The organism is Haladaptatus sp. ZSTT2 (assembly GCF_037081775.1).
Lineage (GTDB): Archaea > Halobacteriota > Halobacteria > Halobacteriales > Halococcaceae > QDMS2.
The window spans coordinates 1,997,931-2,017,590 of record NZ_JBAMHQ010000001.1; the positions used below are offsets into that span (position 1 = coordinate 1,997,931).

Genomic DNA, 19,660 nt, shown 5'->3' on the forward strand with positions numbered 1-19,660 from the left:
TTAGTCCGCCATTGGTTCGACGCCTTCGAGACCCGGGATACCCTCGACTCCCATCGACGCCAGTTCGCGTTTGAGTTCCTGTTCGTCCTGAATGTTCTGTGACAGCTCCATCGCCTGTGCGAAGTTCTTCACGAGTCCACAGTTCGGCCCCTCTGGCGTTTCAGAAGGACAGATGCGACCCCACTGGGTCGCGTGCAGGTCGCGGGCTTCGAAGTGCGGCTGGCTGCGCGACAGCGGCGAGCGCAGTCGGCGCAGGTGAGAGAGCACACCCATGTAGTCGGTGCGGTCGACGAGCTGGGACACCCCAGAGCGACCGCCGACCCAGTTGCCCGTCGCAATCGGGTGCTCTAAGCGCTCGGTGAGCACGTCGGAGCGAACCACGGTGTTCACCGAGAGTTTCCGGTTGCGCATGTTCGCCCGTTCGAGCTGGTACTTCACGTCGCGTGCGAGCTTGTTGAGCGCCGTCCGGAACAGGTCTTTCATCAGGTCACCGCTGACCTTGAGGCGCTTGTTGGCGTAGTGGTCTTTGTCGTCAGAGTCGCGGCGGTGGAGCGCGAGTTCGAAACACGCCTCGGCCATGCGACAGAGGTAGTACGCCTTGTTGATGCGGACTTCTTCTTCGTCGACGCCTTCCTCGTGGAGGTGCGGGAGGAGGTAGCGGTCGATGACGTAGTTGGCCCGCTTCAGCTGGTAGTTTTTGCCCTGGCCGCTGGCGACGCGCTTGCCGAGCGTCTCGATGGCTTCCTCGGTCGATTGGACCTCGGCAGCTTCGAGATTTTCGAGCATGAACTTCACAACCTCCGGGTCCTCGGAGACACGGTGGACGATCTCCTCGTCGGATTCGAGTCCGAGCGCACGGACGAGCGTGACGAAACTCACGCTGCCGGAAACGGACGGGAAGGAGACTTCGAGGAGGCCTTCACGATTCCGCTCACAGAGCACGAGCGCGCGGTAGCCGCGGCGCTGGCTGAACGTTTTTGCCACCTGGATTTCGTCGCCGTACTTCGTGTCGTACTCGGCGAGGATCTTGTTCGGCGCGAGGTCTTCGCTCGTCATGAGCACGCGCTCAGATCCGTTGACGATGAAGTAACCACCGGGGTCTGCGGGGTCTTCACCGATTTCGACGAGTTCGTCGTGGCTGAAGCCGTTTAAGTTGCACTTGGAGGAGCCAACCATGATTGGCATGCGACCGACTTTCGTCTCGGCTTGGTCGACGACTCGCTCTTCTTCTTCCTCGCCGCCTTTGATGATGGACATTTCCATGAACACCGGGGCGGCGTAGGTGATGTTGCGCAGACGGGCTTCCTGTGGGTACAGGAGTTCCTCACTACCGTCGGCTTCGCGTACACGCGGGGTGACCACGCGGACGTTGCCGAGTTCGACGTACACCGGCTCTTCGCCCTCTTTGTCGCCGATGTCCGTCTCGATGGTCGCCTTTTCGTCGACGACTTCCTGCATCCCGCGTTCTAAGAACGCGTTGAACGAGCGGAAGTGGTGTTCTGCGAGTCGTTCCCTCGAAAAGTACTGTCTTGAGATTGCGCGTCTATCGTCCGTATTCATTATTCCACCACAAGGCGGTATACGACCGCCGTTTCAGTTGTTCGGGAGTTTCGCACGATTTTGATGACGTCACCCACTTCCGCCTCGTCCGGGAGTGCGGGGTCGGTGCGTTTGATTTTTGGAAGGTCGGTGCGTTTGATGTCGTATTCTTCCAGAACCTCCTCGACTGACTCGTCGTCGAGCACGAGATGGTCCGGGACAAGTTTGTGTTGGCTTACGTCTACCATGTTTGCCTCTGGCCAGTGGGAGAAGCGGCTCTCACGAGATACTACAGGCCAGTACTGGCGCGTTCCATTTAAGGGTTGTTAACCTCGTCTACGGGCGTGCACGCGTGGCACGCCCGCGAGAGGGCGAGACACACGCTACCACCCGCCGTCGTCCACCGATTTGAAAAGCCTTAAGCCTAACACCCCGTTACGATTAGTTGCGTCACCCGCCCGGGTGGTGTAGTGGCCTATCATACAACCCTGTCACGGTTGTGACCCGGGTTCAAATCCCGGCTCGGGCGTTTTTCCAACGAACTACCACACGAGCACCGCGTAGCGTGTGCTCGTACTCTCGTGAGTTGTAAAACGACCACTGAGGGATTTGAACAAAGGAGCAGCTTGCCTGTTCTCGTGAACAAAGTGAACGAGAGCCTGATGCACCGGAGGTGATTCAATGCGACTGGCGTTCAAATCCACAGTGCCGTCGGCACTGTAAGGCTCGGGCGTTTTCTACAGAACCCAACCGTTGAGCACCGCGGCGTGTGTTCACCAGCTTCCGATTCGCGCTCATCCCAAGCTAGTAAGTCTTAAGACCCACACCCCGTTACGGGTAAGTGCGTCACCCGCCCGGGTGGTGTAGTGGCCTATCATACAACCCTGTCACGGTTGTGACCCGGGTTCAAATCCCGGCTCGGGCGTTTTCTACAGAACCCAACCGTTGAGCACCGCGTAGCGTGTGCTCGTACTCTCGGGAGTCTCGACGGCAAATCTCACAACAAGTTGTCAGTTCATTCAATTTCGTGTCATACCAATCCCGTGAGTTCGCTGCTCGTAACCGCCGGCACGAAATGGTGTGATTTGCACTCGCCGGAGCGCATCGCACTCTCTCACGAATCGCCACGTATTCTCCGAATATTATCTAATTTCACTCCCGTGCTCGATTAGTTTCATTTAGTCTCACGCCTTAGTAAACGGCTTGGATATTCATGCCAAGGGGATATGCCCGTTCGCAAGAATCCATGATATGGTGCGGTCGAGCCATGCCCGGACTCGATACGTGCCTCTGACAATTTCGACCAGCCACACCTGCCCGGTTGTGGCTGGCCATCTCTCTTTCAGCGGCCGTTCACACGAGGAGTTTCACCGCCGTGGGGTGTTTCCCGGGGTCGAACTTTCACCGCGTGCGTGCGCTCTGTGACATCGTCCACGACGAGCGCCTCGCCCGGGGCGGTCGGCATCCGACTGGCAAACGAGCCGTCGAGATACGTCGGGCGCGCCGCTTCGAGGGCCGACCGGTCTGCTTCGTTCGTCACTCGATGAACAACGAGGAGGTCTGCCTGCGAGTGCGCAACCGACGGGAGCGCACCGGGGCGCTGGGTCGCCGCGACGAGGCTGACGCCGGGTTGTCGTCCGAGCGTGAGCAGCGTGCGAAGTGAAGGGCCAGCCACACCGTCGAAAAAGACGTGTGCCTCGTCTACGAGCAACCACGGCAGCCACTAGCTTGTCCCGTCGATTCGCGCGCGGTAGAGCGTCTCTGCAACCGCCCGACACACCGCGTTCATCGGCGGGTCGGCCAGTCCCGAACAGTCGAGGATGGTCACGTCGGGAGAACACAGCTGCCCTGCGGTGAGGCCGTCGTCACTGAAGATGTCCCACTCGCGTGCAAGCGCGAGGTGATTTTGGGCTGCTCGTCGCGTCGCGTCGTCCACGGTGGCTTTTTCGAGGAACGTTTCCATCGCGTCGAGACTCGCTGTCGCGCTTGCGGCCTGCCAGAGCAGACTCCCAACAGCGCCAGCCGGGTCGAGATTGAACAATCCACACCACGACCGCGCCGAGAGCGTATCCGCGCAAATCGTCGGGTCAGACTCGACTGTCGCTTCAATCCCAGTGTCTGCGTTTGCAAGCGTCGTGAACGCGCCCATTGGGTCGATGATGACAGGTGCGATTCCGGGACAGCGCGCCAACTCCTCTGCGAGAACGCCAAGTGTATAGGACTTTCCTGACCCGCGCTTGCCCACGACGAGCGCCGCGTGCGGTCGGTTCAGGTCGAGGCCAACTGCCCCACCGCGGCTCCCGTCGCGTGCTCGAAAATGCCCCAGACTCGCAACCGGCCCACTGCCATCTCGCCGTCCGAGTACGTCCATGCGCCCTCTCGCCGTGGCTTCTCACTTCAACTCTCGGCCGAGCGTTTATCAACGAAGCCGGAACCAGCGCGGGGTATGTCCGCACTCAAGCGACTGTTCGCAGCCTACCGCGCCATCGAGGGCCTTCCGATTCGTCTCGTCATCGCCCTCGTCGTGGGCGTAGCGAGCCTCAGCGTGATGATGAACATGCTCTCTGGCGTGCAGGGACTCGCCGTCTCGGAACTCGACGTGCGTCCACAGCCCGAAGTCGTCAGCCCCGGCTCTCAAGACGTGACCCTCAACGTAGTCGATGCAGACGGCACCACCGTCTCGAACGCGACCGTGGTCGTGAGAAGCGGAACCGCCTCCATCGACGGCGTCAAAACGGTGCGCACAGACGCCTCGGGACAGGCAACCATCTCACTCAATCCGCGATTGGGCGCGAACCGAGACACGGGCACACTCATACTCTCGGTCAAGCCACCAGCTGGCAGTTCGTTCGCCGACCGCAGAGAGAATACGGCAATTCTGGTGGTGCGAGAGTAAGGTTAGTCCCAGTCAATCCACTCGTGTTCCCAGCCGTGGCGGGACTCTGACTCGCGCACCATGTGCTCGAAGTCTTCGCGCGCGGTGCGGTTGCGTTCGATCGTGCCCGCCTGTTCGCCATCGACCAACAGCGGCCGGAACAGCACGGAGCCATAGTGGTCGACCACGTCGCCGTCTTCGAAGGCAACGAGCGTTTGCTTACCCACACCGAGTGGCATTACCAGCCGTCCGTCGGGGGCGAGTTGGTCAAGCAGTGCCCGCGGCGGTCGCACGGCAGCGGCTTCGACCAGAATCTTGTCGTAGGGTGCGTACGCCGGGAGGCCGCGTGCGCCGTCGCCCTGGTCTACGTAGACGGTTTCGTAGCCCGCTTTCGCGAGGCACCTGCGCGCGTCGTAGACGAGTTGGCGCGAGATGTCCACCGCCTGGACGTTTTCGGGGCCGACGATGGCTGCGAGCACGGCAGCCGTGTAGCCGATTCCGGCACCGACGACGAGCACCGACTCGCCTTCTGCTGGGCAGAGCGCTTCGACGAGTCGGCCAACCGTGCTCGGGGCGAGAATGGTGGTTCCGCGGTGGTCGAACGCCTGGTCTGTGTACGCCCCGCGCGCGTCATCGATGAAACAGTGACGGGGAACGGTGCGCATCGCGATGCTAACTGCCTCGCTATACACACACTGCTTACTCTCGTGTTCGAGGCTCGCGACCATATCGTCGCGGAGCACCGCGAGATCCATATTGCAGAACAGTGCGCCACAACTAATCAATGGCGCGCCTGCCGCCGACTAATTGCAAATCCGTTCCGGGGATGGATTCGACGCGAGCCTCCTTGAAGCTAGCCGCGGACAGCCACGTTCTGAACTGCTGTTCGGTGTACGTGTCACCGCGTTCGCTCTGGGCGAGCATATGCGCGCCGACGAGGGCGGGGTTCTGCGCGTGGCCACGTACGAACTCTGAGAGCACGAGCGAACCCCCTGCATCGAGCGCATTGTGTGCATGTTCGATGAATGATTGTACAGTCTCGGGGCCGTGCCAGTGGGCGACGCCCCCGGCGAAGACGAGGTCGTACGTCCCCGAAATCGGCGCTCCAAACTGGCCTTCGACCAACGATACGGCTTCGTGGCGCAACTGTGCGCGGTCGCGTTCGATGACTTCCGACGTGTCACAGAGCGTCACGTCGTAGCCTCGGCGGGCGAATTCGAGCGCGTACGTTCCCGCGCCACCGCCCACGTCGAGGACGCGCGTGCCACCGTCGTGGTAGTGGACGGCGGCGGTCACGACCGCCCGCACGGTCGCCTCGTCCATCGCGGCGTGCGCGCCGAGCTTGTTCACCGTCCACTCTGGGGGTTCGGGTGTCTGCTCACCGGTTCGCATCGCCTCAGGAAGCGCCACCCAGCGGTCGAGCGCGTCAAGTTCGTGTGAGAGCTGCCCGATTGAGTTCAGGTCGGTTTTTGCGAAGAACCCAAGCGCACGGTTCGTTGGCTCGTACGCTTCACCTACCTGTTTGAGAAAGCCGCGCTCGGCGAGCGCCTCGATGGTGATACGCGCGGCGCGCTCGGTTACGTTTGCTTCGCGGGCGACGGTCTCCGGGGTCCCGGCTTTCGTCATCACCGCATCGAGAATTCCTGCCTTACGAGCCGCCCAGAGGACGAGCAGCTCGCGGAACTCGTGGGCTCGCGCGGCGTCTCGGGTCGGCATCAGCGTCCCTCCGTCATGTGCGGCAGGTGGGGATGGGTCGTAAAAAAGCCGCGTGTCCACCGTGTGTTGATTTCCACGTAGGCAAACCTGTGTGAGTCGTGTCGGTTTTGCCACCTTCTTACCTGCCGTCTCCGCTACCTTTTTTCGCGACTGGCACGAACCCTTCGAACGTACTTTGATTACCTATGTCCGATGAGATGCCCAAACGTGGGATGGGGGACACAGACCATTCCCAGACGACCGTAGACCGACCCACACAGACAACCAACTCCGGCGGGCAGGTGCCGGACATACTCACGGAGGTGCGCACCTAATGATGCAACGAAAAGAGCACGACTGGTGGCCAAACCAGTTAGACCTGAACATTCTCGACCAGAATGCTCGCTCTGTCGGCCCAATGGGCGAGGAATTCGACTACGCAGAAGAGTTCCTCTCGCTCGACTTAGACGAGGTAAAGGCGGACATAGAGGAGGTCATGACGACCTCACAGGACTGGTGGCCAGCAGACTACGGCCACTACGGACCGCTGTTCATCCGGATGGCGTGGCACAGCGCCGGCACCTACCGCACCAGCGACGGCCGCGGCGGTGCAGGCGGTGGCGCACAACGCTTTGCCCCGCTTAACAGTTGGCCGGACAACGCGAACCTCGACAAGGCCCGTCGCCTGCTCTGGCCGGTCAAGCAGAAATACGGCCAAAAACTCTCGTGGGCAGACCTGATGATTCTGACCGGAAACGTCGCCTTAGAGTCGATGGGCTTCGAGACGTTCGGCTTCGCGGGCGGCCGCGAAGACATGTTCGAGCCTGACGAGTCCGTCTGGTGGGGACCAGAAAACGAGATGGAAGCCTCAGACCGCTTCAGCGACGACGGCGAACTCTTGAAACCACTCGGGGCGACCGTGATGGGCCTCATCTACGTGAATCCGGAAGGTCCTGACGGACAACCCGACCCGATTGCGTCAGCGAAGAACATCCGCGAGTCGTTCGACCGCATGGCGATGAACGACGAGGAGACGCTCGCGCTCATCGCAGGCGGCCACACCTTCGGAAAGGTCCACGGTGCGGCCTCCGGCGACCATCTCGGTGCGGAGCCAGAAGCCGCCCCAATCGAGAAACAGGGTCTCGGCTGGGAGAACAGCTACGGCGAAGGCAAAGGCCCAGACACCATCACGAGCGGCATCGAAGGCCCGTGGACGTCCTCGCCAATCCAGTGGGACATGGGCTACCTCGACAACCTGCTCAACTACGAGTGGGAACCGCACAAAGGCCCCGGCGGCGCGTGGCAGTGGAAGCCAACCGACGAGTCCCAAGTCGCCGCTGCGCCGGATGCTCACGACCCGTCAAAAGAGCAAACGCCGATGATGCTTACGACGGACATCGCGCTCATCCGCGACCCCGATTACCGGGAGATTGCAGAGCGGTTCCACGAGAACCCAGACCAGCTCAAAGACGCCTTCATGAAGGCGTGGTACAAGCTGACCCACCGCGACATGGGGCCACCATCCCGATTCCTCGGCCCGGAGGTTCCAGACGAGGAGATGCTGTGGCAAGACCCGCTCCCCGAAGCCGACTACGACCTCATCGACGAGGAAGACATCGCCGCGCTCAAAGCGGAGCTTCTCAACTCAGGGCTGTCTGTCTCGCAACTGGTTTCGACGGCGTGGGCGTCGGCCTCGACGTTCCGCGGCAGCGACAAACGCGGGGGCGCAAACGGCGCGCGCATCCGCCTCGCACCGCAGAAGAACTGGGAAGTGAACGAACCGGAGCAGCTGGCGACGGTGCTCGAAACGCTGGAAGGTATCCAAGAGGACTTCAACAGCGCTCGGTCGGACGGGACGCAGGTCTCGCTCGCTGACCTCATCGTGCTCGGTGGCTGTGCGGCCGTCGAACAGGCAGCACAGGACGCGGGCTACGACGTGACCGTTCCGTTCGAACCGGGGCGCGTCGATGCCTCCCAAGAGCAGACCGACGTGGACTCGTTCGCCGTGCTCGAACCGGACGCAGACGGCTTCCGGAACTACGAGAAAGACGGCCACGACCGCCCGGCAGAGGAGGCGCTCGTGGACAAAGCAGACCTGCTCAACCTGACCGCACCCGAGATGACGGTGCTCGTCGGCGGGATGCGGGCGCTCGACGCCAACTACGAGGGGTCTGACCTCGGCGTGTTCACCGACCAGCCGGAGACGCTGACCAACGACTTCTTCGTCAACCTGCTTGGCATGGAGACGGAGTGGGAACCGGTCACCGACGCTGAAACTGTGTTCGAAGGCCGCGACCGCGAGACGGGTGAACGCAAGTGGAAAGGCACGCGTGCCGACCTCATCTTCGGGTCGCACTCCCGGCTTCGCGCCCTCGCGGAAGTGTACGCAACCGACGACGCAGAGGAGAAGTTCGTCCACGACTTCGTCGAGACGTGGAACAAGGTCATGAATCTCGACCGGTTCGACCTCGACTAAACGCGCCGCTCACTGGTTTTCTTTTTTGGCTTCGTTCTGCTGTCGAACGCGCAGCGCGCCGCGTCGCGTCTAGAAAACTGAGTCGCTACCAAGCCGACCAGGCGGTCGAACTCTCGTCGCGGACGTAGAGCCGTTTGATGTCCTTTGCGGTCGCCGTGTCGCCGCCGAAGTCGAACTGCTCGCGGTCGTAGCCCTCTGCGTCGTCACGAATCATGATGCCTTCGACGGTGAACTCCTCGCCGTCTAACTCCTCTTTGCGGCCCACGGTGAACTCGTAGTCGCCGGGAACCTGCAATTTGAGGCTTTTCGTTTCGTCGCGCCGCCCGTCTTTCGGGTGCATCGTGACGTTCACGCTGATGTTGTCAACTGCGCGCGTCCAGAACGTCTTGATGTCCTTGATTTCTGCTTCCTCGACGCGCTGGCCGCCGTTGAGTTCGATGCTCGTGATGCGGACGGTGAGGATGGCCTCGTCGGTTTCGACGATGAACTCTTCGCCCACTGCGCTCTTCTCGGTTGGCGGGGCGCTGACGGTTGCTTTGAACGAGTCGCCGTCCTGTGAGACGACCACCATCTTCTCGACGGTGGACTCGATTTCGATGGTTGTCTTGTGGACGTGGTCGCACTCCGTACAGCGGACGGTGACCTGTCCGCTTCCGGGCTTCAGAACCTCGTGGACGGTTTCGAGTTTCGGTGAACACGAGGGGCAGACCACGGCGACGCGGTCTGAATGAGTACTCATGGGCACCTCTAACCGGTCGAGCCTAAAAGTGCGTGGCGATTCTCGTCAGTCCGCTCAGGCCTGTTTTGGCTGTGGCAGGTCGATTTCGACGCCGTCTGCGTACACGGTCGGCTCGCGCAGGATGCCATCTAAGTGGAGCGGGGCGGACACGTCGCCGCCGATGCCCGCGTCGTCACCGATGGCGATGTGAACCGTCCCGGCAGCCTTCTCATCTAAGAGGACGGAGCCGACGAGGTCTGCGACCGCGACGTTCGTCCCGATGCCGAGTTCCGCGAGGTTGTAGGCGTCCTGTCCGACTTCTTCTGCGGCGGTCTCGATTTGCCCGCGGATGTCATCGTCACTGACCTCGGTCACGTAGCCGTCTTCGACCGTAAAGGAGAGTTCCTGCCCTTCGTCGAGCAGCCCGTAGGGCATCATCGTCCCGTCTACGACGAATTTCCCAGTCGCGGTGACAGGGCTGATGAACACCTCGCCTGCGGGCAGGTTCGAGAAGTGGCCCGGCTTGTGGACGATGCCGGTGTCTGCGAGCCATTTGCGGTCGCCGAACGCGAAGGTGATGTCCGTCCCTTGGGGGGAGGTGACGCGCACTTCGTCTGCGTCTTCGACCTTCGCAATCGTCTCGTAGGAGGTCTGCTTGATGTTCTCGTAGTCGGCGTCGAGACCGGTCGTGAACACCTCCTCGGTGATGCCCGGCAGGGTCGCACCACGCGCCCCGGCGTCGTTCGCGTTCCCGCGGGCGCGGGTGTGGCTCAGACTTTTGGTGGTCGGCGCGAGGAACACGTCGGCTTCGCGCAGGGCAGCGGCGACGGTGGCAGCGGGCTCTTCGCCGTGCTGGCTGAGCGGCGGGTAGCGCATGATGGTCGCGTCTGCGGTCACGTCCCGGGCGGCGGCGTAGAGCGCCTCGCCGATGCGCTCGCGTTCGTCGTCGGTGACGATGAGACAGCTTTCGTCAGCTTGGAGGTTGAGACACTGGCCGATGGCGGTTTCTGCGGCGGCGGCGAGTTCCGCGTCGGTCGCGCGAGTTGTCATGAATCAGGTGTGGTGGCCGGGGCCATTAGCAGTTCTCATCTGCGCTCTGTCGCGCGTTGACGACACACACGGTTGCCCGAAACGATTATGCAGACAGCAAAACCACCGCCACATATGATACAAGTCGGGATTAACGGCTACGGTACAATTGGCAAGCGCGTGGCAGATGCGGTCCGCGCCCAAGACGACATGGAAGTCATCGGCGTCGCAAAGACGCGACCGAACTTCGAGGCAGAAACCGCGGTGAAAAAGGGCTATCCACTTTATGCCGCCATCGAAGAGCGCGCCCCGCTATTCGAGGAATCCGGGCTCGAACTCGCCGGGATGGTCGAAGAGCTCATCGACGCCGCAGACATCATCGTCGACGCGACGCCCTCCGGCATCGGCGCACAGAACAAGGAACTCTACGACGAGTACGAAACCCCCGCGCTCTACCAGGGTGGCGAGGACGCAGACCTCGTCGACGTGAGCTTCAACGCCCGCGGCAACTACGCGCAGGCTGAGGGCGCAGACCACGTCCGTGTCGTCTCGTGTAACACGACCGGCCTCTCCCGACTGGCCGCCCCGCTCGAAGAGGAATTTGGCATCGAAAAGATGCGCGTCACGCTCGTCCGCCGCGGCGGCGACCCCGGCCAGACCTCCCGTGGCCCCATCAACGACATCCTCCCGAACCCGATTACGCTCCCGTCTCACCACGGTCCCGACGTGAAGACCATCTTCCCCGACCTCTCGATTGACACGCTCGGTATGAAGGTTCCCGCGACGCTCATGCACACCCACAGCGTGAACGTCTCGCTCGAATCCGAGCCAACCGCGGACGAAGTGCGCGACCTCTTAGAACAGGAGTCGCGCCTGTTCCTCATCCACGAGAACATGAACATCGACGGCGCGGGCAAACTCAAGGAGCTCGCCCACGACATCGGCCGCCCGCGTGGTGACCTCTGGGAGAACTGCATCTGGCGTGAGTCCATCAGCATGGAAGGCAACGACCTCTACCTGTTCCAGGCCATCCACCAGGAATCGGACGTTGTCCCCGAGAACGTAGACGCCATTCGCGCCGTCCTCGGCACCGCAGACGCCGCAGAGAGCGTCGCAAAGACCAACGAAGCGATGGGCATGGGTATCTAACTGACCCAAGTCTTTTGCCCTCAACACACCTACTCAATTCCAATGAAACGACGAGATGACCGCGACCCGTTCGACGACCTGTTCCGGGAAATCGAGCGGATGATGAATGACGTGATTGGGGATGACGTGGACGTTAACGTCGAACGCGACGAAGCGGGCAACGCCCACGTCTCCGTGTACGAGGAGGACGATGTCGTTCGCGTCATCGCTGACCTCCCCGGCGTCGACAAAGACCAAATCGACTTGAAATGCGACGGCAAAACGCTGACCATCGCCGCGGAGAGCGAGACCCGTGAGTACGACGAACACGTCTCGCTTCCCGTGCGCGTAGACGAGCACTCCGCAACGGCCACCTACAACAACGGCGTCCTTGAAGTGACCCTGGAGCGCGCAGAGGACTCCGCTGACATCAGCGTCAACTAATCTCTGTTCTCTTCTGCGGTTTCTCGAATCACACCGGCGAGCCGGTCGTAGAATCCGGATTCGTACTTCTTCGGGTCGTCAATCGTGGGCCGCGCGTTCGTCTCGTTTACCACCGCGCGGTCGTCGGTGACGAGCAGGTCAACCCCTAAAAGCGGAATGTCGAGCACCGCAGCAGTCTGCTCTGCAAGCTCCTTGAGATGGTCGGGCAGGTCGATGCCCGTCGCTTTTGCGCCTCGGTGGACGTTGTGCTTCCAGTGGTCGCTGTCTTCGGGTAAGCGGCGTTCTACCGCACCGACGTACTCGCCGTCTAACACCATCACGCGGTAGTCTCGTGCATCTGAAAGGTACTCTTGGACGAGAAATGACTTGTCGCCGGTCGCACGGTAGTCGTGAATGAGCGAGAGATAGTCAGAGACACCGAGAAACGAGTCTGCATCGTGGACTTTGACGACGCCCGTGCCGCGTGTCGTGGAGTTCGGCTTGACGACGACGGGCCGCTCGAACGCCTCGAAGACGGCTTCGAGGTCCCTGCGGTCGGTGGGATTCGAGACCATCGTCGTTTCCGGGACGGGGAGTCCCTCACGGGCGAGGGCGGCGATGACCCCGGCCTTGTTTCGAGAGGTGAGAATCGCTTCCCGGTCGTTTAACCACGGAACGTTGAGAAGGGCGTCTGCGACGCCGCCTTCCATGATACGCGTGGGGTAGACAAAGCCCACGTCGAAGCCGTGCCAGGGTTCGGTGAGCGAGAGCGTCCGCTCTCTCGTTTCGACGTATTCTGCGAGAATCCCCCGCGCTTCGAGCGGCGCTTGCATCCGGTCGTAGGTTTCCTTGTTCGTCGCAACCGCGAGACGGAGCATACGCTCACTGAGCGCGGGCAGCAGTAAAAATGGTCCGTGGCCGATTAGGCGACGAGCAGTTCTTCACCGCGCTCGACGACGATGCGGCATGGTGGGGAGACCTTGTTGTAGGCACGGCGAAGGGCGTCCTTCACAATCGGTGCCTGGTCTACGCTACACCACGCGGTGAACAGGCGCTCACCTTTCGGGATGCGTGCGGCGGTGCCGACTGGCTTCCCGAAGGCGAGGCGCATCCCGTCAGAAACACGGTCTGCACCCGCGCCGGTTGCCTGTTTGTTCTCGCGGAGCACTTGGTGTGGGAACTTGCGAAGAATCATCTTGTAGTTGCCCTCACCGAGCTGCTTGATGAGCGCGCGGTTCGCGCTCAGGCGTGCTGCTTCGAGCGAGCCGTGACGAATCTGGCAGGCTTCCTCTAAGACGAGGGAAATCTGGACTGGATAGTCGTCAGGGTCTGCGTCCACGGCACCCATTTTGTACTGTGCGACTTTGGAACCGGGGATTCCGGTGATGTACTCGCGTCGGGTGTACGACGGCTTGTCGATGTCCCGGTACATCGAGGCAGGTTTGTCGGCCATGGTTACTACTGGAGGCTGACGCCTACCGCGTCAATAAACCCTTCGAACCGACGGCAACAGATGGGCCTCACGCGGCCGATTTCGTGCGAATCGCTCACACGATTGCGTGCGGTTATACGCATTCACTCCCATGCACCGCCCATGAAGATGTTCAACGATGGCGAGTGGGGCCATCATTACGAGTCGACGAACGAGGACGGCGAGTTCGAGCGCCAGTCCACGATGTTCCGCGACTGGGTGGAAGCTGACCCCGACGCCGACTACCCCGCCGAGGCCGGGCGCTATCACCTCTACATCTCGTGGGCGTGCCCGTGGGCCCACCGCACCGCACTCATCCGAAGCCTTCGCGGCCTCGAGGATGTCATCTCGATGGACGTCGTCGACCCCTACCGCGACGAAGGTGGCTGGCAGTTCACGCCGGAAAAGGCGGGCTGTACCCCAGACTCCATCAACGGCTTCGACTACCTGCGCGAGACCTACCGCGCGGCCGACCCGAACGTTACCGGGCGCGTGACCGTTCCGGTTCTCTGGGACACGCAAACGGAAACCATCGTCAACAACGAATCCGAAGAAATCCTCCGGATGCTCGACACCGCTTTCGCTGACTTTGGGAACGACGTGACGCTCTACCCCGAAGGCTACCGTGGGGAAATAGACGATGCCATCGACGCCATCTACGCGCCCATCAACAACGGCGTCTATCGCGCCGGTTTCGCAGACTCACAACAGGCCTACGAGGACGCCGTCACCGACCTCTTTGCCGCGCTCGACCATTGGGAGGATGTGCTCGCAGACCAGCGCTACCTCGCGGGCGACAAACTGACCGAGGCGGACATCTGTCTGTTCACGACGCTCGTGCGTTTCGACCCGGTGTACGTCAACCACTTCCGATGTAACCTCCGGCGTATCGTTGACTACCCGAATCTCTGGAACTACCTCAAAGACCTCTACCAGACCCCCGGTGTCGCGGAGACGGTGAACCTCGCACACATCAAAGAACACTACTTTACGACCCACGAGAGCCTGAATCCGAAGGGTATCATCCCGAAGGGACCAGTGCTCGACTTCGAGGCACCCCACGACCGCGACCGGCTCGCGGGTGGCCCACCGGGCGCGCTCATTCAGTAAACCCTACACGTCGATCGTTTTTTGCCCGGCAACGCAGATTCAAGTACTTTGGTAACGTATAGCATTCGTCTATGCCAGATGCAAAACGTGGCCGAGAGAAGAAGGGGCTTCGCAAGGAGAAACAACTGCTCGCGGCTGAGGCTGAACGGGAACTGGCAGTGGTCGACGAAGACCAACAACTCGAAGACTTCGAAGAAGACGTAGAAGACGTCTCCCTCGAAGATATCTTGCTTGATGACGGAGAGTCCATCGACGCATAACTCCACACTTTTTTAGTGTTGCTGCAGGCGCTAGCTCCCGCTGTGTGTCTGTAAAAATCGAAAAACTGCAAGGGGACACTCTCGCAACGACGCTTGAATCGCGTTCGGTGCCCGTGGTCCCTCTCTACCAACGGTTCTCAGTTCTGGCAACATGGTTGCCAACCTTCGCGAAACCTAACGGTTTCGCTCAGCTCTGGAGAGAAACACCTCTCCAACCTTCGGAACGCGCTCTGCGCGTTCCTCAGTCACTAATCTCGATGCGGTGGCTGCTGTCGTCCATCGTTTCCTCGGTTGGAAGGTGAATCTCGAGGACGCCGTTGCGGTACGATGCGGTGATGTCGGCTTCCCGAATCTCACCGGGAATCGTCATCTGCTCGTGGACCTGGCGGCGCTGGGAGGTGTAGTCGTCTTCTGCCTCGTGGGTGCCCGTAATCGTGAGCACGCTGTTGTCGAAGCGAACGTCGAGTTCTTCCTTCTCGAAGCCCGGCATGTCCGCGAGAACAACGTAACCCTCCTCGTCTGTTTCGAGGGTCATGTTGCTCCCCGCGTGGCGGAACTCGGGGGTGAAGTCGCTCCACTCCATCCCACCAAAGGGCGAGCGCATCATTCGCTCGCGCATCTGTTCCATCAGGCGGTCCATTTCGTCAAAGCGGTCGTTGATTCGCATGGTAGGTTACCGACATCCTTATAAGCGCTTTGAGATATTAAACGTAGCGTCACCCGTGATAGCAAGCGGAAAATCGCCTGAAAGGAGTTCCTTTACCTGAAGTGAATCTTATTTCGCTGGAATCGGGGCGTACTACTATTATCCCACCGGTTGTAACTCCTGTATGTACCAAAACATTTTACTCCCCACTGACGGGAGTGCTGGGACGCAAAAAGCCATCGAGCAGGCGCTCGACCTCGCTGCGACCTACGACGCGACGCTCCACGCCCTTTACGTCATCGACACCGCAGCGTTCGCCCCGGAAGTGGACGTGGGCCTCATCATCGACACCCTCGAAGAAAACGGCAAGAACGCCCTCGCGGAGATAAACGACCAAGCAGTCGAAGCGGGCATCGTCACCGAAACGACCATCGAGAGTGGGTCGCCCCACCGCGAAATCTTACGCTACATCGACGACAACGACATCGATCTCGTCGTGATGGGAACCCATGGACGGAAAGGACTCGGCCGCTATCTCCTCGGGAGTGTTACCGAAAAAGTCGTCCGCAGTTCGTCGGTTCCCTGTCTCACCGTCCGCATGACCGAGACGGACGACTGAGCCACACCACTTCGTGAATATCCGTTTTTCCAGTGGGTAGGGGTACAATTTTCCCCCTATCGAACGTACGTTTCTATGGTGATCGTCTGAACAGACCGGATCACCGTGGGGTGGATTGTCCTGTGTGTGACTCTCTCCGACAATTGGGTCCCACACTGTATCGACAACTGAGGAAAACACATGGCAACAACAGGCAAACAGGGGCCATCGTACGACGAAACACTCGCTGACATCGAAGCGACGCTCGGCATCGTACCGGGGTGGTTCAAAGCTCTGCCAGAAGACGATGTTATCGCAGAATGGCCTACTTTCAAGCGATATGCCGTCGAGGAGACGGAGATCCCAGCAAAGTATCGTGAACTGATCGGTCTTGCAGTCGCAGCCAACATTAAATGTCCGTACTGTCAGGCGTTCCACAAGGGTGCCGCGGAGATGAATGGTGCGACCGAAGCCGAAATGGCTGAACTCTTCACGCTTGCGAGCTACACGGCCCGCTACAGCGCCATATTGCACGCACAGCACTACGACATGGATACGTTCATGCAAGAGTTCGAGCAAATCGGTGAACACCTTTCGGGAAGCTAGTCCCGCGAGTATTTTTTTGGTTAGAGCGACCCACTAGCCAGCGGCACGACGGTCGCCGCAGACAGCTTCCACTCGCCGTCGACGCGCTCGAACTCGTCTTCGTAGCGCCCCTGCATCCATCGTTGTTCACCCTCGCTATCGGTGTACATGAGCAACACGTACCAGCGACCGGTCGCCTCGTCGCCCGCCACGTTGATGACGGGATTCATCAGCAGGTGGGCGGTCTGCTCGTACATTTCGTCGAAAATCTGGTTTGCGAAGTACTGGAGCCCCTCGACGCCTTCTGCACGGTCGTCACCGGCGCGCCCAAAGGAGCCGTCTTCGGTGTATAACGAGACCCACGCGTCGTACTCGTGGTCGTCGATGAGATAGCAGTATTCATGTTTGAGCTGACTGATTTCGAGGTAGTCTTCGACAGATGATGCCATGGTTCACCCTCGAAGGAGTGAGGGAAGTAAGTTTGTGTGGCGGTCACTCGCCGGGCATACCGTGGATGCGTCTCTCTATTTCTGCACGCGGCGCTCTTGGCCGTAAAATACTCTGAGAAAGTTTAGTTAGTTGCTGAACGAGAAACCCGACTTACAGGCGGGTGACGTTCTTCGCGCGAGGGCCTTTGTCGGCCTGCTCGATGTCGAACTCGACTTCGGTTCCTTCTTCGAGGTCAGGGCCGCCGACGTCTTCCATGTGGAAGAATACGTCGTCGTCTGCGTCGTCCGTCTTGATGAAACCGTAGCCGCCGGTGTCGTTGAAGAAGTCGACTTTACCTTTCGCCATGATTACAGACGCTCCAGGTTCGTTGCGCGGGGACCCTTGTCGGCCTGCTCGATGTCGAACTCGACTTCCTGCCCTTCTTCGAGGTCTGGGCCGCCGATGTCTTCCATGTGGAAGAACACGTCGTCGTCTGCGTCGTCCGTCTTGATGAAACCGTAACCGCCTGTGTCGTTGAAGAAATCAACGTTACCTTTCGCCATTACCTTTGGTTCGAGGGACTTGCCACTGTTAAGTCTTCTGAATGTAGTTTCAAGATTTGAAAATCTATGAGAAATATACCGACTATCGGACGACAAATGGCTACTTATTGCTCGTACTTGCGCAATTTTACAAAATATTGTGCGTATTCGTCAGTTCGCCACGCTACTCTGTTGGTCTTGGCAGTTTCATCGAGGTGTGGCGCTCGCGACGTGGTTACGCGACACACGATGTAACCATTTTCTGTCTATTCCAGGCCGTACCCGACGAAGTGTAACCACAATTGGTTTCTCTCCGCCCATGTGCGGATTCACACTTAAGCCGGGTGACCGACCATTTCCAGCTACGATGACCACTGAGTCTGGAGACGTACCAGAGGACAGACAGACAATTAGCGACCGCCACGCCGACACGGCCGCGGAGGTCGTCCCAGACCAACTTGGCCTCTACATTGGAGGCGAGTGGGTCGAAAGCGCCTCCGGCGAGACGTTCGAGACGCGCGACCCGACCACCGGAGAGGTGCTCGCAGATATCCAAGCCGGAAACGCAGCCGACGTAGACCGCGCCGTGAGCGCCGCCCAGACTGCCTTCGACGAAGAGTGGAAACAGACCGGTCCCGCCAAACGCCAGAAACTGCTCGAAACCATCGCAGACCGCATCTCGGCCAACCGCGAGGCGTTCGCGCAACTCGAAACGCTCGACAACGGCAAACCCATCAACGAAGCCCGTGCAGACGTCTACCTCGCCGCAGAACACTTTCGCTACTTCGCGGGCGTGACGCGCTCGCTCGAAGGCGAAACCGTCCCGTCCGACGGCCCGCGCCAGATTCAGACCGTCCACGAGCCCTTTGGCGTCGTCGGCCAAATCATCCCGTGGAACTTCCCACTCCTGATGGCGTCGTGGAAACTCGCTCCCGCGCTCGCTGCGGGCAACACCATCGTCCTCAAGCCAGCAGAGGAGACGCCGCTCACCGCGCTCAAGCTGATGGCCGAAATTGACGACGTGCTCCCCGACGGCGTCGTGAACGTCGTCACCGGATTCGGCCCCGACGCGGGCGAACCGCTCACCACGCACCCGGACGTGCGGAAACTCGCCTTCACCGGTTCGACCGAAATCGGCAAGCAGGTCATGAAAAACGCCGCAGACCGCGTTGCGGACGTCACGCTCGAACTCGGCGGCAAGAGCCCGCTCGTCATTTTCCCCGACGCCAACCTGAAAAAGGCGGTTGCGATTACGAACATCGCCATCTTCTACAACACCGGCGAGTGCTGTACGGCAGGCTCGCGCCTGTTCGTCCACAAAGATATCGCAGAGGAGTTCTTGGAGAAACTCACCGAAACCGCAGAAGGCCTCGCCCTTGGCGACCCACTGCTTGACGACACGCGCATGGGGCCGAAGGTCTCGAAAGAGCAAGCAGAACGCACGCTTTCGTACGTCGAGAAGGCCCGCGAGGCGGGCGCGACCATTCTCACGGGTGGCTCCGCACCGGACGACGACGCACTCGCCGCGGGCAGCTTCGTCTCGCCGACGCTCATCACGAATCTCGACCACGACCACGAGGCTGTCCAAGAGGAAATCTTCGGCCCCGTCCTCGAAGTGTTCGAGTGGGACGACTACGACGAGATGATGGCGCTCGCAAACGACGTGGACTACGGCCTTGCCGCCGGTGTCGTGACCGACGACCTCACGAACGCAAACAAAGCTGCCCGCGACCTGCAGGCAGGCACGGTCTGGGTCAACCAGTACAACGACTTCCCAGACGGGATGCCGTTTGGCGGCTATAAACAGTCCGGAATCGGCCGCGAGCGCGCTCGAGAGACCGTTTACCACTACATGCAGACCAAAAGCATCGACATCTCGCTTCGCTGAATCCCACCCTAATTTTCGGTATCTCCCGCCTCGCTTTCGCTTTTCACCCGTGTTAATTTCCAAGCCACCGAACGAGTAGGCCAGCGAGAAACACCAGTGCGCCGCCGATAAACGTCCCCGGAATCGGCAGCACGAACAATCCCGCGCCGAACGCCAAAATGAGTGTTGAGGTTTTCATGCCTGTGAATTTTCGTGTGCCACGGTTACCGCTTGTGGCCAGTCGAAATCTCCGGAGCCAGTCTCGTTAG

General features: G+C 60.4%; 22 protein-coding genes, 2 tRNA genes and 1 pseudogene. 11 read left to right on the forward strand and 14 right to left on the reverse strand.

The genetic code is table 11. The annotated features are described in order from the left end of the window. Nucleotides 1–1,560, reverse strand: coding sequence for a DNA-directed RNA polymerase subunit B'' (locus V5N13_RS10965; protein WP_336360788.1), 1,560 nt, complete (start codon nt 1,558–1,560; stop codon nt 1–3). Further along, on the reverse strand, nt 1,560–1,787 hold the full coding sequence (locus V5N13_RS10970) for a DNA-directed RNA polymerase subunit H (protein WP_332897960.1): 228 nt from the start codon (nt 1,785–1,787) through the stop codon (nt 1,560–1,562). Before V5N13_RS10970 ends, V5N13_RS10965 begins: the two co-directional genes overlap by 1 nt. A 208-nt stretch (nt 1,788–1,995) precedes the next feature. Between V5N13_RS10970 and V5N13_RS10975 the strand changes: the two genes are divergently transcribed. Then, a tRNA-Asp gene (locus tag V5N13_RS10975) sits at nt 1,996–2,068 on the forward strand. Nucleotides 2,069–2,391: 323 nt separating this feature from the next. Beyond that, nucleotides 2,392–2,464 (forward strand) — tRNA-Asp (locus V5N13_RS10980). 417 nt (nt 2,465–2,881) lie between these two features. Here V5N13_RS10980 and V5N13_RS17175 read toward each other — a convergent pair. Next, nucleotides 2,882–3,910: pseudogene (locus V5N13_RS17175) on the reverse strand (ATP-binding protein). Between the two features lie 75 nt (nt 3,911–3,985). On the opposite strand from V5N13_RS17175, the gene V5N13_RS10995 reads away from it, so the two are divergent. Continuing rightward, on the forward strand, nt 3,986–4,435 hold the full coding sequence (locus V5N13_RS10995; protein ID WP_336360791.1) for a DUF7382 domain-containing protein: 450 nt from the start codon (nt 3,986–3,988) through the stop codon (nt 4,433–4,435). Nucleotides 4,436–4,437: 2 nt separating this feature from the next. Here the strand turns inward: V5N13_RS10995 and V5N13_RS11000 are convergent, their stop codons facing one another. Both V5N13_RS11000 and V5N13_RS11005 read right to left on the reverse strand, forming a co-directional pair. Beyond that, the gene (locus V5N13_RS11000) at nt 4,438–5,169 is read right to left on the reverse strand and encodes a protein-L-isoaspartate O-methyltransferase family protein (RefSeq protein ID WP_336360792.1); all 732 of its coding nucleotides are present in this window, start codon (nt 5,167–5,169) and stop codon (nt 4,438–4,440) included. Between the two features lie 22 nt (nt 5,170–5,191). Next, nucleotides 5,192–6,130, reverse strand: a complete 939-nt coding sequence (locus tag V5N13_RS11005; RefSeq protein WP_336360793.1) for a class I SAM-dependent methyltransferase — start codon at nt 6,128–6,130, stop codon at nt 5,192–5,194. Between the two features lie 316 nt (nt 6,131–6,446). Here V5N13_RS11005 and katG point away from each other — a divergent pair, with 316 nt between their 5' ends. Next, complete coding sequence (gene katG / locus V5N13_RS11010) at nt 6,447–8,585, forward strand: catalase/peroxidase HPI (protein WP_336361429.1); 2,139 nt, start codon at nt 6,447–6,449, stop codon at nt 8,583–8,585. Between the two features lie 85 nt (nt 8,586–8,670). Here the strand turns inward: katG and V5N13_RS11015 are convergent, their stop codons facing one another. Together V5N13_RS11015 and V5N13_RS11020 are read right to left on the reverse strand one after the other, a co-directional pair. Continuing rightward, complete coding sequence (locus V5N13_RS11015) at nt 8,671–9,324, reverse strand: HVO_0476 family zinc finger protein (protein ID WP_336360794.1); 654 nt, start codon at nt 9,322–9,324, stop codon at nt 8,671–8,673. A gap of 54 nt (nt 9,325–9,378) precedes the next feature. Continuing rightward, complete coding sequence (locus V5N13_RS11020) at nt 9,379–10,353, reverse strand: aminopeptidase (protein WP_336360795.1); 975 nt, start codon at nt 10,351–10,353, stop codon at nt 9,379–9,381. Between the two features lie 114 nt (nt 10,354–10,467). Between V5N13_RS11020 and V5N13_RS11025 the strand changes: the two genes are divergently transcribed. Further along, complete coding sequence (locus V5N13_RS11025; RefSeq protein WP_336360796.1) at nt 10,468–11,481, forward strand: type II glyceraldehyde-3-phosphate dehydrogenase; 1,014 nt, start codon at nt 10,468–10,470, stop codon at nt 11,479–11,481. A gap of 42 nt (nt 11,482–11,523) precedes the next feature. After that, nucleotides 11,524–11,904 (forward strand): Hsp20/alpha crystallin family protein, encoded by a 381-nt coding sequence (locus V5N13_RS11030; RefSeq protein WP_332897968.1) that lies wholly within the window; start codon nt 11,524–11,526, stop codon nt 11,902–11,904. Here the strand turns inward: V5N13_RS11030 and V5N13_RS11035 are convergent. Further along, nucleotides 11,901–12,761 carry an ATP-grasp domain-containing protein gene (locus V5N13_RS11035; protein ID WP_336360797.1) on the reverse strand — a complete coding sequence of 287 codons (861 nt, stop codon included), beginning with the start codon at nt 12,759–12,761 and terminating at the stop codon, nt 11,901–11,903. The two genes, V5N13_RS11030 and V5N13_RS11035, sit on opposite strands and share 4 nt — an antisense overlap. A gap of 44 nt (nt 12,762–12,805) precedes the next feature. Then, a complete protein-coding gene (locus V5N13_RS11040) occupies nt 12,806–13,336 on the reverse strand; it encodes a 50S ribosomal protein L16 (RefSeq protein WP_332897970.1) in 531 nt (176 codons plus the stop codon). Between the two features lie 141 nt (nt 13,337–13,477). On the opposite strand from V5N13_RS11040, the gene V5N13_RS11045 reads away from it, so the two are divergent. Together V5N13_RS11045 and V5N13_RS11050 are read left to right on the forward strand one after the other, a co-directional pair. After that, entirely contained in the window at nt 13,478–14,464 is a 987-nt protein-coding gene (locus V5N13_RS11045; RefSeq protein WP_336360798.1) for a glutathione S-transferase family protein, read from the forward strand. Nucleotides 14,465–14,535: 71 nt separating this feature from the next. Beyond that, nucleotides 14,536–14,724 carry a hypothetical protein gene (locus tag V5N13_RS11050; RefSeq protein ID WP_332897972.1) on the forward strand — a complete coding sequence of 63 codons (189 nt, stop codon included), beginning with the start codon at nt 14,536–14,538 and terminating at the stop codon, nt 14,722–14,724. Between the two features lie 241 nt (nt 14,725–14,965). Here V5N13_RS11050 and V5N13_RS11055 read toward each other — a convergent pair whose 3' ends face one another. Continuing rightward, complete coding sequence (locus V5N13_RS11055; protein ID WP_332897973.1) at nt 14,966–15,391, reverse strand: Hsp20/alpha crystallin family protein; 426 nt, start codon at nt 15,389–15,391, stop codon at nt 14,966–14,968. Nucleotides 15,392–15,554: 163 nt separating this feature from the next. On the opposite strand from V5N13_RS11055, the gene V5N13_RS11060 reads away from it, so the two are divergent. Further along, complete coding sequence (locus tag V5N13_RS11060) at nt 15,555–15,989, forward strand: universal stress protein (RefSeq protein WP_336360799.1); 435 nt, start codon at nt 15,555–15,557, stop codon at nt 15,987–15,989. Between the two features lie 180 nt (nt 15,990–16,169). Further along, nucleotides 16,170–16,574: a carboxymuconolactone decarboxylase family protein gene (locus V5N13_RS11065; RefSeq protein ID WP_332897975.1), complete on the forward strand. Its 405-nt coding sequence runs from the start codon at nt 16,170–16,172 to the stop codon at nt 16,572–16,574. A 20-nt stretch (nt 16,575–16,594) separates the two neighbouring features. On the opposite strand, the gene V5N13_RS11070 is transcribed toward V5N13_RS11065, so the two are convergent. The 3 genes from V5N13_RS11070 to V5N13_RS11080 all read right to left on the reverse strand — a co-directional run bounded on the left by V5N13_RS11070 (nt 16,595) and on the right by V5N13_RS11080 (nt 17,545). Then, nucleotides 16,595–17,002, reverse strand: coding sequence for a nuclear transport factor 2 family protein (locus V5N13_RS11070; protein WP_336360800.1), 408 nt, complete (start codon nt 17,000–17,002; stop codon nt 16,595–16,597). 151 nt (nt 17,003–17,153) lie between these two features. Then, entirely contained in the window at nt 17,154–17,348 is a 195-nt protein-coding gene (locus tag V5N13_RS11075) for a cold-shock protein (protein ID WP_332897977.1), read from the reverse strand. Between the two features lie 2 nt (nt 17,349–17,350). Further along, complete coding sequence (locus V5N13_RS11080; protein WP_332897978.1) at nt 17,351–17,545, reverse strand: cold-shock protein; 195 nt, start codon at nt 17,543–17,545, stop codon at nt 17,351–17,353. Between the two features lie 346 nt (nt 17,546–17,891). Between V5N13_RS11080 and V5N13_RS11085 the strand changes: the two genes are divergently transcribed. After that, nucleotides 17,892–19,412, forward strand: a complete 1,521-nt coding sequence (locus V5N13_RS11085; protein WP_336360801.1) for an aldehyde dehydrogenase family protein — start codon at nt 17,892–17,894, stop codon at nt 19,410–19,412. A gap of 52 nt (nt 19,413–19,464) precedes the next feature. Here V5N13_RS11085 and V5N13_RS11090 read toward each other — a convergent pair whose 3' ends face one another. Next, entirely contained in the window at nt 19,465–19,590 is a 126-nt protein-coding gene (locus V5N13_RS11090) for a hypothetical protein (protein WP_336360802.1), read from the reverse strand. Nucleotides 19,591–19,660 lie beyond the last annotated feature (70 nt).

Coding starts and splice junctions, on each gene's coding strand:
- V5N13_RS11070 (WP_336360800.1), bottom strand. CDS start 17,002: ATGGCATCATCTGTCGAAGACTACCTCGAAATCAGTCAGCTCAAACAT.
- V5N13_RS10995 (WP_336360791.1), top strand. CDS start 3,986: ATGTCCGCACTCAAGCGACTGTTCGCAGCCTACCGCGCCATCGAGGGC.
- katG (WP_336361429.1), top strand. CDS start 6,447: ATGCAACGAAAAGAGCACGACTGGTGGCCAAACCAGTTAGACCTGAAC.
- V5N13_RS11040 (WP_332897970.1), bottom strand. CDS start 13,336: ATGGCCGACAAACCTGCCTCGATGTACCGGGACATCGACAAGCCGTCG.
- V5N13_RS11090 (WP_336360802.1), bottom strand. CDS start 19,590: ATGAAAACCTCAACACTCATTTTGGCGTTCGGCGCGGGATTGTTCGTG.
- V5N13_RS11065 (WP_332897975.1), top strand. CDS start 16,170: ATGGCAACAACAGGCAAACAGGGGCCATCGTACGACGAAACACTCGCT.
- V5N13_RS11025 (WP_336360796.1), top strand. CDS start 10,468: ATGATACAAGTCGGGATTAACGGCTACGGTACAATTGGCAAGCGCGTG.
- V5N13_RS11075 (WP_332897977.1), bottom strand. CDS start 17,348: ATGGCGAAAGGTAAAGTCGACTTCTTCAACGACACCGGCGGCTACGGT.
- V5N13_RS11005 (WP_336360793.1), bottom strand. CDS start 6,130: ATGCCGACCCGAGACGCCGCGCGAGCCCACGAGTTCCGCGAGCTGCTC.
- V5N13_RS11035 (WP_336360797.1), bottom strand. CDS start 12,761: ATGCTCCGTCTCGCGGTTGCGACGAACAAGGAAACCTACGACCGGATG.
- V5N13_RS11020 (WP_336360795.1), bottom strand. CDS start 10,353: ATGACAACTCGCGCGACCGACGCGGAACTCGCCGCCGCCGCAGAAACC.
- V5N13_RS11050 (WP_332897972.1), top strand. CDS start 14,536: ATGCCAGATGCAAAACGTGGCCGAGAGAAGAAGGGGCTTCGCAAGGAG.
- V5N13_RS11085 (WP_336360801.1), top strand. CDS start 17,892: ATGACCACTGAGTCTGGAGACGTACCAGAGGACAGACAGACAATTAGC.
- V5N13_RS11080 (WP_332897978.1), bottom strand. CDS start 17,545: ATGGCGAAAGGTAACGTTGATTTCTTCAACGACACAGGCGGTTACGGT.
- V5N13_RS11060 (WP_336360799.1), top strand. CDS start 15,555: ATGTACCAAAACATTTTACTCCCCACTGACGGGAGTGCTGGGACGCAA.
- V5N13_RS11015 (WP_336360794.1), bottom strand. CDS start 9,324: ATGAGTACTCATTCAGACCGCGTCGCCGTGGTCTGCCCCTCGTGTTCA.
- V5N13_RS11000 (WP_336360792.1), bottom strand. CDS start 5,169: ATGGATCTCGCGGTGCTCCGCGACGATATGGTCGCGAGCCTCGAACAC.
- V5N13_RS11045 (WP_336360798.1), top strand. CDS start 13,478: ATGAAGATGTTCAACGATGGCGAGTGGGGCCATCATTACGAGTCGACG.
- V5N13_RS10965 (WP_336360788.1), bottom strand. CDS start 1,560: ATGAATACGGACGATAGACGCGCAATCTCAAGACAGTACTTTTCGAGG.
- V5N13_RS10970 (WP_332897960.1), bottom strand. CDS start 1,787: ATGGTAGACGTAAGCCAACACAAACTTGTCCCGGACCATCTCGTGCTC.
- V5N13_RS11030 (WP_332897968.1), top strand. CDS start 11,524: ATGAAACGACGAGATGACCGCGACCCGTTCGACGACCTGTTCCGGGAA.
- V5N13_RS11055 (WP_332897973.1), bottom strand. CDS start 15,391: ATGCGAATCAACGACCGCTTTGACGAAATGGACCGCCTGATGGAACAG.